Origin of the sequence: Pseudomonas parafulva (genome assembly GCF_002021815.1) — a bacterium.
Lineage (GTDB): Bacteria > Pseudomonadota > Gammaproteobacteria > Pseudomonadales > Pseudomonadaceae > Aquipseudomonas > Aquipseudomonas parafulva_B.
In genome coordinates, this window is sequence record NZ_CP019952.1 from 2,381,132 (window position 1) to 2,394,016 (window position 12,885).

Here is a 12,885-nt window from a genome sequence, read left to right on the forward strand (position 1 = left end):
CAGGCCGCTTGAGGCGCGGGGATCAATAGTCAATAGGCTTGGGCTGTCCTGAGCGCTGGCTTACGCGATGGCGCCGATCGTCGAGCACAGCACCGGTATGACAGGAGAAGACTAAAATGGGGCAGTCGTCGGTTCAGTTCAGTTCAGTGAAACTTCAGTTTCAACTGTAGCCCGAGAGCGCTGGCTCAACTAGACGATTAAATTTCGGATGGGATCCCTAGCTGCTGGATTATGGTTTTCAAACCGGGCGATCAGGGATGGTGGGCTGGTGAAGCTGAGGAGGTACTGGAGGTATGGAACGTAACGGGTTGATTCGAGGGGTATATGGTCTAATCAGGCGAAGTCTGTTTCCGGGGGCTGGTGACACGCTCAGTCCAACAAGCTTACCTACTATTTAACATAATACACATTATGCGCATCTAGGTATTTCCAGTTCGATACCACCCTGGGGTACATTCGAACCCACGAACCGCATACAGCGTCCTTCTGTAGACCGCTCACGGAAACTCTCTTCCCATGTCCCACCATCTATCAGCTGACCACATCATCGACCTCTACGATCGCCATGCATTCACCTGGCACCAAAAACGTGCCAATCACTTCACCGATCGCAAATGGATTGAGCGTTTCGGGGCCTTGTTGAGGCCGTCAGCAACTGTTTTAGATCTGGGCTGCGGCTCTGGCCAACCTGTGGCGCGATATCTGGTCGGAATCGGCGCTCGCATTGTGGGTGTAGATTCCTCCAACCAGATGCTGACCCTTTGCAGTGCACAGTTTCCTGAACAGCAATGGATTCACGCAGACATGCGCGCGCTTGCATTGGGACGCCAATTTGACGCGATCATTGCTTGGAACAGCTTCTTCCATCTCAAACCCTCTGATCAGCGCGGGATGTTCCCGGTTTTCCGTCGTCACGCGGCTCCAGGGGCGTTGCTCATGTTCACGAGTGGGCCTTCTTACGGTGAGGCCTTGGGTACATTCGAAGGCGAAACGCTGTATCACGCGAGTCTAAATGCCAAGGAATACGCCGATCAGTTGCGCATCAACGGGTTCGAGGTAGTCGATCACGTCGTTGAAGATCCAGAATCTGGAGGACTAACCGTATGGTTAGGGCGCCTCCTGCCCTAAACTAATATAACTACAGGTGATAACTACACTAAATATTCATTTAGTTTAGTTATAATTTATTACTCCGTATCGTTGTATATCCAGCCCTACCTTGCCAAGTTCTCATCTGATGATGCCCTGATGACCAGGCCTGTTATTTCATCCCTCACTGATTCTTGGCCTTCACCCCAGACAACTCAAATCCGCCTCTGGAACCTATTATCGCAAAGCACAGTCTTTGCCAATGACACCCCAGCATCAGTACTCGCCTGCCGTCCATCCCCCGGCCCACGCCAGCGAGATGGCTGCGTGGCCCTCTCGAGAGCACGTCCTTGGAAAACCCTAGGCAATCCGCCCCGTATCGCTCGCTTGACTGGTTGAACTTCTTCCTCGCCGATGTACGTGACGGACTTGGACCGTACCTCGCCATCTACCTACTTGCCGTTCATCAATGGCAGCCCGCAAGCATAGGGCTGGTCATGACGATTGCCGGTGTTACTGCCCTGCTCGCCCAGACGCCCGCCGGTGCCCTGATTGACCGTACGCCCGCCAAGCGCGCCGTAGTGGTCATAGCGGCAGTCCTGGTAACCGGGAGCTGTGTGCTGTTGCCTTTCATCACATCATTTACCTGGGTGGCTGTTACCCAAACTGTAAGCGCGCTGGCCGGCTCCGTGTTCGCGCCGGCGATCGCTGCCATCTCGCTGGGGCTGACCGGACCGAAGGCGTTCACGCGACGCGTAGGGCGCAATGAAACCTTCAACCATGCTGGCAATGCGTTCTCTGCACTACTAGCCGGTGGGCTCGCCTACCTTTATGGCCCAGTAGTGGTGTTCTATTTGATGGCTGTCTTGACCGTGGCCAGCGTCATCGCGGTAGCATGGGTGCCGGGCGCCGCCATCGACCACCACGTGGCTCGCGGTCTGGCCCATGGCCCGAACGATCAAGACAATCCGGCTGGCTTTGCGCTGCTTTTGCATAACCGCACCTTGCTGCTCTTCGCGATTTGTTGCGCCTTGTTCCACCTAGCCAATGCGGCCATGCTGCCATTGGTAAGCCAGAAGCTCTCCCAGGTCGACCTGCGCCTGGCCACGCCGCTGACCTCGGCCTGCATCGTGGCAGCGCAGCTGGTCATGGTACCCATGGCGCTGTTGGTCGGGGCGCGTGCCGAACAATGGGGGCGCAAGCCGTTCATGCTCGTGGGGTTCCTGATACTCCCACTGCGCGGCGCCCTCTACACCTTGTCGGACAATCCCTTCTGGCTTGTAGGCGTGCAGTTACTCGACGGCATTGGCGCCGGCATTTTCGGGGCTTTGTTCCCGATCATCGTCAAGGACCTCACCGAGGGCACCGGGCGGTTCAACGTGAGCCTTGGGGCGCTTACCGCCGTGTTCGGGCTAGGTGCAGCGCTAAGCCCTGGTCTGGCGGGGTTCGTCGTCCAAGCGGCGGGCTATAATGCAGCGTTCCTGACGCTGGCCGGCATCGCAGCCTGCGCCTTCGTGCTTGTGTTGGTAGCCCTGCCCGAAACCCACCCGCGTCAGGGCGATGCGCCCTCCTCCTCAATACCGTCAGCCGCCGGAAACTGAACCCTTCATGCACCTGAGCCAAACCTCATTGATCATCTGGATTGTCTCGGCCCTGGCCACCGCCGGCGTCATACTCCGACCCTTCAAGGTGCCGGAATTTATCTGGGCGCTGGGTGGCGCCATCGCACTCGTGCTGTTTGGGCTGATTGCGCCGATGAACGCTTTGGCCGCCGTGGCCAAGGGCGGCGACGTTTACCTGTTTCTAATTGGCATGATGGTGCTGGCCGAAGTGGCCCGTCAGGAAGGCCTTTTCGATTGGGTAGCCCGCTACGCCGTAGGACATGCCCGGGGCTCTGGCCAGCGCCTGTTCAATCTGGTTTTCCTGGTCGGCACTCTGGTGACCGTCTTTCTCTCGAACGATGCCACTGCCGTGGTGCTTACCCCGGCAGTGTATGCAGCCTGCAAGGCCGCCAAGGCTGAGCCCCTGCCCTATCTGTTCATCTGTGCGTTCATCGCCAATGCCGCAAGCTTTGTCCTGCCCATTTCCAATCCTGCCAACCTGGTGGTTTTCGGCAGCCAGATGCCGCCCTTGTGGGACTGGCTCAGGCAGTTCACTTTGCCTTCCTTGGCAGCCATCATGGCGACCTATCTCATGTTGCGTATTACCCAACGCCGCCAGATCTGCCAACCGCTTGCCATGACTGTGCAAACACAGCCTCTTTCAGCCGGTGCCCATCTGTGTGCATGGGGTATTGCGCTGACTGCTTGCGTGTTATTGGGTGCTTCGGCACTGGACGTACCCTTGGGCCTGCCTACCTTCAGCGCTGGTGTCGCGACCACCGCGCTGATTCATTTGCGCCAACGGCGCAGCCCGATGCCCGTTATGCGACACGTGGCCTGGAGTGTACTGCCATTGGTTGCGGGCCTGTTCGTATTGGTCGAAGCTGTGGCCCAGACAGGCGTGATCGAACACTTGGCGCACATGCTCATGACTGTGGAGCAGCGGTCTCAGGCCGCTGCGAGCTGGACCGCTGGGGTCGGTGTGGCCGTGGCAAGCAACTTGATGAACAACCTACCGACTGGGCTGATTGCCGGCTCAATGGTTGATATCGCCCACCTGCCTCGGCAAACCACCGCCGCGTTGCTGATCGGCGTCGACCTGGGCCCGAACCTGTCCATTACCGGGTCCCTTGCAACCATGCTCTGGCTGGTGGCGATTCGACGTGAAGGCGAGTCTGTCAGCGCCTGGCAATTCCTGCGCCTGGGTCTGCTGATCATGCCGCCAGCCTTGGCCGCCGCGCTGTTGGCCCTTATGGTCTGATTGCCGCAAAGACCCCGCTGCAAAATCAACTGAGCATCCGATCACTGCTCGCCGCTGCGCATGCGCTGTCCAGGTCCGCACCCGCGAGGAAGGTGGCATAGTGATCGCGAAGCGCAGGCACGCAGCGGGTAGTGGATCGGGTCTGGTACCCATCCGCCCTGCGCCACGTATTCGGGTGCGTAGACGGATTCGCCCAGTCTGCCCTTAGGCTCAGGCGGCTGAGGGTGACTACTTGGCCGCTCTCGGGATGCTCCATGTAGATGTAGGCACCTTGCATCAGAACGCCTCAGGCTTGGGTTTGGGGAGGCGCACGCGTCGGGCTGAAAGTTGCTCAGGGTCATCCTCCAGCTGAACGAAACGGGCCATCTGGGCGCTGTGCTCAACGTCCTCGAGCGTTCGGAAGACCGTATCGTTGATGCCAAGCCGCCATAGCACCAGCATGAAGGAGCGCAGGTCTACGTGAGGCGAGCCCTGTTCGACCTTGCGCAACAGGTGCGGCGATATGCCAATAGCGGCCTTGATGTCCGCCTGCCGAATACCTAGCGCCAAACGCTGTGCCTTCACCAGCATGCCTACACGCGCGAGCATGTCGGCACAAGCCACGGGAAAGAAGTCTTGCATAATGCTCACCATCGTAAATTTTACGAGGCTTAAGACTTACGTCGGTTGCCTCTAAAATGAGAAACCAGACTCATAGAAGCGACTATAATCAACACTAACTAGTATAAGATCAATAGTTGTTGACTCTATATCTCGTATAAATTGATCAAGGCTCTAGTAGCCAGGTGCCATTTAGCACATCCGTCCTAATCGCTCCTCCCTTCAACGCACGCTATATTCCAGGGCTTTCATCGCCAAGGAAACCTCCCATGAGTCCTTTCAAGCTAATCGGCATTGCCGGTGCGCTGTTCGCCGTGGCCGGCTGCCAAACCGTCAAGCCTTCCGATGACACGCTGAAGAAGCGTACCGAGTTTGTACTCAATACCAAGGTCTCCAAAGTGGAAGATGTGCGCAGCGACAGCACCATCACGTACTACACCGCTACAACTGGCAAAGGGCGATTCGAATGCCAAATGCCCAGTGGGGCGCTTGTCGCTGCGGCCGGCATGGGCATCTATCAACCCACGCCCAGCTGCGTGAAAGAAGGCCAGACCGGACGCTTTTGACCGGCGCTAATGGCCGCTTTCAATAACGGGGCGAGGTGGCGTTATCACAGAGCGTGCGCAACATGGCCCGCAATTCGGCAGGGCGCACGGGCTTGGACAGCACTGCGATACCGCGACCCTGTACTGCGACCTGTATTCGGTCCGGATCATGCCCCGTCATGATCAAGGCTGGTACAGCCCAGCCACGCTCGCTGCGCAGCCGCTCGATGCAATCGACTCCGGTGGCGTCCTGGCCAAGGTCATAATCGGCAACGATGACGTCGCAGTCCTCATTCGAAGCGGCAGCTGAACTATGGCCATCTACCTCGCATCCCCAGCGCTGCAACAGGGCCGACGTTGCTCTGAGCACGTTCTGGTCGTCCTCAATCAGGCAAACCCGCAGGCCGTTGAGCAAACCTGCAGCAGCCAGCTCTTGCTCAGGCGCTGCCCGTGTAGGGTGAGGCGTTATCTGCGGCAACCCCTTCAGGCTCACGGTGGTGCCGTGACCGGGTCGAGATCGCAGGTGCACCTGCACGTTCATCAGCCGCGCAAGCCGACGAACAATCGACAGGCCCAACCCGACGCCTTCGACGTCCTTGTCGCGCACTTGCCTGACCCGGTAGAACTCTTCGAACACCAGCGTCTGGTGTGCAGGTTCGATGCCTCGTCCCTGGTCACAGATCATGATGGCAAGACCATCCCGGCAGCGCCGTACACCTATCAACAGTGGCCGTCCCGATGCGTATTTAAGGCTATTGGACAGGACGTTCTGGACCATGGTCGTCAATATGCCGCGGTCTGCACGCGTCCAGTAGGGACAAGGCCGCACGCGTATCTCCACCCCCGCCCAGCGAGCAGCCTCGGCATGCTCACGTGCAAGGGCTTCGAGAAAATCGCCCAGAGCAAATGTTTCATAGCGCGGCTGCACGCGCCCGTTATCCAGGGTGTACAGGTCCAGAATCGACCGAAACAGCTGGGACACGTTCAGCAACGATCGGTCAATGCTGTCCACCAGCCTGCGTTCCTCCTCGCCCAGCCGCGCCTCGCGCAAACACGCCGTGAACAGACTGATAGAGTGAATGGGTTGGCGCAGGTCGTGGCTCGCCTGGGCCAGAAAGCGGGACTTCTCGCGATTAGCTGCAGCGGCCTGCTCCGAAGCTCGGCGCGTGCGTTCGAGCAGCAAGTGCGCATAGACGGGTATCACGGTACTGGTGGTCAGCAACATCAGCACCAGAAAAGGGTTGGCCTGCCAGTAAGGCGTCAGCCGGTACACCACTATCAGCGCGACCAGCGCCAGCCCGGTCGCAATGGCCAGGTATCGAGAGCCGAAACGCATGCCGTTGCCCAGGTTGACCCACACCATCACGGCATACAGCGGCAGCGCCGCTTCACCGCCGACCACCAAGCCGAAACAGGTGCCTGTGTAGTCGTGCACCATGCCCAGCACCCGGCGCCACGGATAATGCCCGGGCCAGCGTGCGATAGCCTGGCGCAGAAGCACCGATACCAAGAGAAAGACAAAGATGTAGACAACCACCGGCACGTAGAGCGCGGCAGAGCGGTCCAGCAGAAATACCAGCATCGCCACATAGGCGAACGCGCAACTGCCAACAATCAGACGCAAGTTCGCTTGATCGAGCTCGTTATTTTTATCCATGACCATGGCCGAAATCCTTATCATCAGGCGCCTTTGCTCCCATCACGGGGCAGCGCGTACGTGCCAGGGCTGCTACGTTAACATGGCCTGATCGACCTGCGGCCAAAGGGAGTTGCCAAGTGTGACCAGTCGAATAATCGTGGCGGACGACCATCCGCTGTTCAGGGAAGCCATGGTACGTACCGTCTGCCGTGTGCTGCCAAGCGCCTGCGTGGCCGAGGCCGGTAGCCTGGATGAGGTATTGCAGATTGCCAGCGTTGGCGAGGCTCTCGATACCCTGATCCTAGACCTGCGTTTTCCGGGCCTGGATTCCGTCAGCCGCCTTGCCCAGCTGAAACGCCAACTGTCGCGTACGACCTTGATCGTCGTTTCGATGGTGGACGATCCGGTCATCATCGACCAGGTCATGGCCTGCGGCGTGGATGGTTTCATCGGCAAAAGCCTGAGCGCCGAGCAAATGGGCGCCGCTATCCTTGCCGTTCGAGCAGGGGAAGTGTTGGTGCGTTACCTGCCTTCCGGCCTGCTGCCGATCGCCAATGCCGACGCGGGTACCGAGCACCTGACTCAACGCCAACAGGATGTGTTGCGTTTGATCGCACAGGGCAAGACCAACAAGGAGATAGCCAAAGCCCTGGACATCTCGCCCTTCACGGTGCGCATCCACGTTTCGTCACTGCTCAAGGCACTCAATGTCAGCTCGCGGACCGCTGCTGCCGTCAAGTACTCGGCCGGATAGCACCGTTGGTCAGACCCGCGCCTGCGCAGAGGGACTTCTACCCCTGCAGTGGCGCTCTGAAAAAGTGAGGGGTCTGGCAATGGCTGTTCCTCTCACTCCTGTGTTGGCCCGCCTTCGGGGCGGGCCTTTTTTCCAAACCAACGGAGGCGCATGCAGTGATCCAGAAACTTATGATGGGTGGCGGCAATGTCCAGGATGACTGGCCCGAGCTTGAACAAGAGCAGCGCAATGACAGAGTCGACGACCCCGACACTGACCCGGGCCTGACCGATGACGATCAAAATCGTCCAGGCGTGCCTGCCAGCGACCCTGAGGCAGGTGTGTAATCGGGTGATGGAAGAAGTTGCGCAATCAGGCGGTGGTGGCAGGGTCTTCCAGAGACTGTCCGGGCTTACTGCCTGATAGGCGCCAAGTCACATCCGTGACGCCGTAGCGCTCAGCCATGGGCCGGCTGACCTTGCGGATCTTCTCGCGCCCGAACTTGGGGATGATGCCGATGCCGGCATCACAGCTCGCCCAATGCCAAGCCTCGGCATTATCCAGACGGTCCAGACGAATGATGAAGGTGCGAGGCTCGCCATGGAGCCGGTAATCGATGATGTACAACTGGGGACTAGGCATCGCTACACCCTCCTCTTTTGCGTGGATGACCCTGCGATGGAGTGCAGCGCGGCGCTAAAGATTCAATCGGATATGCATCGTTGGCCCCGATGGGTGCCCAGCACGGTTTCGGCGGGCACCCAGGACGAGGTCAGCCGCGCGCTTCGCTCGTTAGATCGCGCCCGCCGCCGTGGCTGTTCTGACCGCCCTTGCGTCCAGCCTGCGAGGCGCGCTCGCGGTCATTGGCGAAGTTCCCACCTGAAACTAGGCCCCCTTTCTGCCCAGCGCGGGAAGCCTTTTCGCGGTCGTTGGCGAAGTTGCCTGGATTGGTTTCCTTAGTGCCGCCACGTTGACCGGTCGATTTTTGATCACGAGCCATTTCGTTTCTCCTTGCGGTTCTGGAAATGTGCACGACACGAGGCCATGCCCTTCATCCGAACCGCTGCGATAACAGGCTATTCAGTCGCATGGCGTGGATTGCAGACCGGTGGCGCGAAAAGATTCTCTGTCCGAACACTTGCGGACCAGTCATTAGCGTCGCATCAACGCACTCGCGAATATCCGTGCGCGTTGCCTATAATGGCGCTCCTCATGCCCCGCGACGTGTCGATGGGCTGTCTGTAAGGTCTGTACAGGGCACCGCCATGAAGTCGACCGTTAACCAGCCCGCCGCGCCGCATCCCTCGAACCTGAGCCCTAGCCATCTCAATTTCCCTGTGGTGGGTATTGGTGCCTCAGCGGGGGGCATCGAAGCCATCTGTACCCTGTTCAGGCAGATGCCCGCCGACTCAGGCATGGCGTTTGTCATTGTGCTGCACCTGTCTCCAGACCATCAGAGTGTCGCTGATCGGATCATTCAGGAGACAACCAGCATGCCGGTGAGCCAGGTAACGGAACCGGTGCCGATCGAACGCAACCATGTGTACGTCATCTCTCCTGCCAATCGGCTATCGACCAATGATGGTTACCTGCGGGTAGCGCCGGCCAACAGGCGGCGCGGTGACCATGTGGCCATCGACCTGTTCTTCCGCGACCTGGCCGACGTGCATAAGGATCATGCCTTTTGCGTGGTCCTTTCCGGTACGGGCGCGGACGGCGCCGTAGGCCTGGCACGTGTCAAGGAACAAGGCGGCCTCACCCTGGTACAGAGCCCGGATGATGCTCAGTTTGACAGCATGCCTCGGGCGGCCATCGAGACGGGTCTGGTCGACGTGGTGCTCCCGGCGGCAGAGCTTGCCCAAAAGCTGATGGAGCTGTGGCACAACGCGCGACAGGTCAATCTGCCACGTATCGAAGACGATAGCCTACCGCCGGCGCTGGGTACCCGAGCCGGCGACCCTCAGGCGTGCAAACCTGTGCTGGAAGACATCTTGCTGCAATTGCGCAGCGCCACTGGTCATGATTTCCACCATTACAAGCGCGCCACTGTGCTGCGGCGTATCGAGCGACGTCTGCATGTCACGGGACAGGCCGATCTTCGAGCCTACCTGCACTACCTTAAGACCCATGAGGAAGAGTCGGCAGCGTTGCTGGCGGACATGCTGATCGGGGTTACTAATTTTTTCCGCGACCGCGAGGCGTTCGAGGCGCTTGAGCGTATCGTCATGCCCCAGCTGGCAAATGAGCCGGACCAAGGCGATAACCCAGCCGAAATTCGCATCTGGTCCGCGGGCTGTTCGACGGGAGAGGAGTCTTACAGCCTAGCCATGCTGACGTGCGAGCAGTTGGCCTTGGACCAGCGCGCCAACAAGGTGCAGGTGTTTGCCACAGACCTCGACGAGCGTGCCATTGGCCATGCCCGCACCGGCCTTTATCCAGAGTCCATCATCACCGATGTGCCACCCTCGCGTCTGCGCCAGTTTTTCGCCAAAGAAGACCAGCACTATCGCGTGCGTAAGGAAATACGAGAGAAAGTGCTGTTCGCACGGCATAACCTGCTGTCCGATCCGCCTTTCTCGCAATTGGGCTTGATCGTCTGTCGCAATCTGCTGATCTACCTGGACCGTGAAATCCAGCGGGATATCCTGCGCATGTTCCATTTCGCCCTGCGCCCGGGTGGCTACCTGTTTCTGGGCTCTTCCGAATCGGCTGAACTGGCTGGCGATCTGTTCGCGGTGGTGGACAAGCGTAATCGCATCTACCGGGCACGCGAGGTCGCCCATGCCGACACGCGTCCGGGGCGTCAGTTGCAAGGGACTGATCTGGGCGCTCTGAAGCAACCGGCCACCGCCAAAAGCAGAGCCCAGCGCAAGCCCTCTTACGCTGAGGTGCACCATCGTGCACTGGCCCGCCGAACCCCGCCGAGTCTGATCATCGACGGTGAGGGTACCCTCCTTCATCTGAGCGAAGGTGTCGGGCGCTACATGCAATTGGGCAGCGGTGAATTGAGCCGCAACGTGCTCAACCTGGTATTGCCCAGCTTGCGACTGGCGCTTCGCAGCACCTTGTTCCAGGCGCGCCAGGGCACCCATGCGGTCACCTCTCGCCCTGTGGACATGGGCGAGGAGGGTCAGCGCTGCCAGATCGAAATTACCGTGCAACCGCATAAGGATGAGCAAACGGCCGGCGAATACCTGCTGGTGGTGTTCGAAGAGCGTGCGCCCGATCTGTCATTGCCGTTAGTCGATGCTATTCGCCAGACCGACAGCATGGTGCTGAACAACCTGGAGCGAGAGTTGCAGCGCATGCGCGTGCAATTGCAGGAGACCATTGAGCAGTCGGAGCTATCCAGCGAAGAACTCACGGCCTCCAACGAAGAGATGCAGACAATCAACGAAGAGCTTCGCTCGGCCAGCGAAGAACTGGAAACCAGCAAGGAAGAGCTGCAGTCGATCAACGAAGAACTGTTGACCGTCAATTACGAGCTCAAGAGCAAGGTTGAGGAGACCGACAAGGTCAATGACTACCTGCGCAACTTGATCGCCAGCACCGACATCGCCGCCGTGTTCGTCGACCGCAACCTGCACATTCGCTGGTTCACCCCACGTGCGACCGACCTGTTCAACATGCTGCCGGTGGATACAGGGCGCTCCCTGCTGGACATCACTCATCGCCTGGATTACCCCGCCCTGGCCGATGATGCGCGCGCCGTGGTCAATGGCGAGCACATCATCGAGCGGGAAATCGGAGGCCAGGCCTACCACTGGTACCTGGCCCGGTTGCTGCCCTACCGTTCAAGCGAACAGAAGATCGACGGGGCCGTGCTCACCTTCATTGACATCAGCAAGAGTCGCGCGGCCGAGGAGCGGGTGCGACTTGGCGAAGAGCGCATGCGAGTGGTCGCTGAAAGTACCCACGACTTCGCCATCATCCTGTTAGATGAACAGGGCCTGATCACTGACTGGAATACAGGTGCTGCATTGATCTTCGGCCATGAAAAGGCCGATGTCGTGGGCCGGCATTACCAGCTCATCTTCACCCAGGACGACCGCCAGCACGGCATCCCCGAGCAGGAATTACAGACAGCGCGCGCCAACGGCCGTAGCCAGGATGAGCGCTGGCACCTGCGCAAGGACGGGAGCCGCTTCTATGCCAGTGGTGAAATCTCGCGCTTGAAGGGCAACTCATTGCGTGGCTTCGTCAAGATTGCTCGGGACCTGACCGGGCACAAGCGCCTGCACGATGAGCAGAGCAAGCAACTGGCCGAGTCGCAAAGCAGCAGCCACATGAAGGATGAGTTCTTCGCCATCATGTCCCACGAACTCAAACACCCCCTTAACCTGATACAGCTCAACGCCGAGATCCTGCGTCGTCTGCCCTCGATCGCCCACGTCGCCGCTGCGAGCAAGGCGGTGGGCATCATTCGCGAAGCCGTGACCAGCCAGGCGCGCATCATCGATGACCTGCTGGACGTGGCCCGTATCCGTACCGGCAAGCTCAAGCTCAAGACCGAAGCGGTGGACGTGGTTGCCATCATCGAGGGTATCCACGCGGTGGTCATCAGCGAGCAGCCTGACTCGGCGGTTGTGCTGGAACTGCCTGCAGACGGCTTGCCACTGTTCATCGACGGGGATAGCACACGCCTGGAGCAAGTGATCTGGAACCTGCTCAACAACGCCCTGAAGTTCAGCCCACCCGGCGGCACTATCCGGTTGTCCCTGAGCCATGACGACACGCAGGTTTCGCTCAGCGTGATCGACCAAGGCATTGGCCTTGAGGCAGATAGCCTGGAACACATTTTCGACCTGTTCAGCCAGGCGGCTTCGCCGCTCGGGCATGCGGCGCGAGAGGGCCTGGGCATTGGGCTATCGCTGGTCCGTCAGTTGGTGGAGGCCCACGGCGGAAGCGTATGCGCGTACTCCGCCGGTCTTGGTCAGGGCTGTACGTTCACCGTCACCCTGCCCTTGTCCAAAAGCGGTAAAGGCGAGCGACTGGCCTGCCAGCAAACTGAACGCATGGGCCGGCTCGATGGCTTGCATGTACTGCTGGTGGATGACTCACCCGAGGTGCTCGACGTCATGCAACAGCTCCTGGAAATGGAGTGTGCGCAGGTGAGCGCGTTCGCTGACCCCCGCCAGGCGCTCGAAGCAGCACGGCAAACGGGCTATGACGTCATTCTGTCGGACATCGGCATGCCAGTCATGGATGGCCATGCCCTGATAAAGGCTTTGCGAGAGATCAAGCACCTGCAGCATACCCCGGCCATTGCCCTTACCGGCTATGGGGCAAGCGCTGATCAGCATCGGTCGAAGCAGTCTGGCTTTGATCGTCATCTGAACAAGCCTGTCGGCTACGACGAGTTGGTAGAGGCCATCGAGAGCCTCCACGGTTCGGTACCCTACTGACCGTTCGTCGGT

10 protein-coding genes and 1 pseudogene are annotated in these 12,885 nt (G+C 59.4%); 7 read left to right on the forward strand and 4 right to left on the reverse strand.

All coding sequences use genetic code 11. The features are described from left to right. The first annotated feature begins 516 nt into the window (after positions 1-516). The 3 genes from B2J77_RS10790 to B2J77_RS10800 all read left to right on the forward strand — a co-directional run bounded on the left by B2J77_RS10790 (position 517) and on the right by B2J77_RS10800 (position 3,951). Complete coding sequence (locus B2J77_RS10790) at positions 517-1,128, forward strand: class I SAM-dependent methyltransferase (protein ID WP_058639291.1); 612 nt, start codon at positions 517-519, stop codon at positions 1,126-1,128. 311 nt (positions 1,129-1,439) lie between these two features. Next, complete coding sequence (locus B2J77_RS10795; RefSeq protein WP_078478613.1) at positions 1,440-2,690, forward strand: MFS transporter; 1,251 nt, start codon at positions 1,440-1,442, stop codon at positions 2,688-2,690. A gap of 7 nt (positions 2,691-2,697) precedes the next feature. After that, the gene (locus B2J77_RS10800) at positions 2,698-3,951 is read left to right on the forward strand and encodes an arsenic transporter (RefSeq protein WP_078478614.1); all 1,254 of its coding nucleotides are present in this window, start codon (positions 2,698-2,700) and stop codon (positions 3,949-3,951) included. Between the two features lie 276 nt (positions 3,952-4,227). Here the strand turns inward: B2J77_RS10800 and B2J77_RS10810 are convergent, their stop codons facing one another. Continuing rightward, positions 4,228-4,572 (reverse strand): transcriptional regulator, encoded by a 345-nt coding sequence (locus tag B2J77_RS10810; protein ID WP_078478616.1) that lies wholly within the window; start codon positions 4,570-4,572, stop codon positions 4,228-4,230. A 248-nt stretch (positions 4,573-4,820) separates the two neighbouring features. Between B2J77_RS10810 and B2J77_RS10815 the strand changes: the two genes are divergently transcribed. Beyond that, positions 4,821-5,117, forward strand: coding sequence for a hypothetical protein (locus B2J77_RS10815; protein ID WP_058604601.1), 297 nt, complete (start codon positions 4,821-4,823; stop codon positions 5,115-5,117). 19 nt (positions 5,118-5,136) lie between these two features. Here B2J77_RS10815 and B2J77_RS10820 read toward each other — a convergent pair whose 3' ends face one another. Continuing rightward, complete coding sequence (locus B2J77_RS10820) at positions 5,137-6,759, reverse strand: hybrid sensor histidine kinase/response regulator (RefSeq protein ID WP_078478617.1); 1,623 nt, start codon at positions 6,757-6,759, stop codon at positions 5,137-5,139. 115 nt (positions 6,760-6,874) lie between these two features. Between B2J77_RS10820 and B2J77_RS10825 the strand changes: the two genes are divergently transcribed. Next, positions 6,875-7,489 carry a LuxR C-terminal-related transcriptional regulator gene (locus B2J77_RS10825; RefSeq protein WP_058639286.1) on the forward strand — a complete coding sequence of 205 codons (615 nt, stop codon included), beginning with the start codon at positions 6,875-6,877 and terminating at the stop codon, positions 7,487-7,489. 155 nt (positions 7,490-7,644) lie between these two features. Continuing rightward, positions 7,645-7,815 (forward strand): hypothetical protein, encoded by a 171-nt coding sequence (locus B2J77_RS21345; protein WP_153302504.1) that lies wholly within the window; start codon positions 7,645-7,647, stop codon positions 7,813-7,815. 25 nt (positions 7,816-7,840) lie between these two features. Here the strand turns inward: B2J77_RS21345 and B2J77_RS10830 are convergent, their stop codons facing one another. Both B2J77_RS10830 and B2J77_RS10835 read right to left on the reverse strand, forming a co-directional pair. Beyond that, entirely contained in the window at positions 7,841-8,110 is a 270-nt protein-coding gene (locus tag B2J77_RS10830) for a DUF6555 family protein (protein WP_058639285.1), read from the reverse strand. A 130-nt stretch (positions 8,111-8,240) separates the two neighbouring features. Continuing rightward, a pseudogene (locus B2J77_RS10835) lies at positions 8,241-8,414 on the reverse strand (general stress protein); the annotation flags it as partial. Between the two features lie 319 nt (positions 8,415-8,733). Here B2J77_RS10835 and B2J77_RS10840 point away from each other — a divergent pair. After that, positions 8,734-12,873: a CheR family methyltransferase gene (locus B2J77_RS10840; RefSeq protein WP_078478619.1), complete on the forward strand. Its 4,140-nt coding sequence runs from the start codon at positions 8,734-8,736 to the stop codon at positions 12,871-12,873. Positions 12,874-12,885 lie beyond the last annotated feature (12 nt).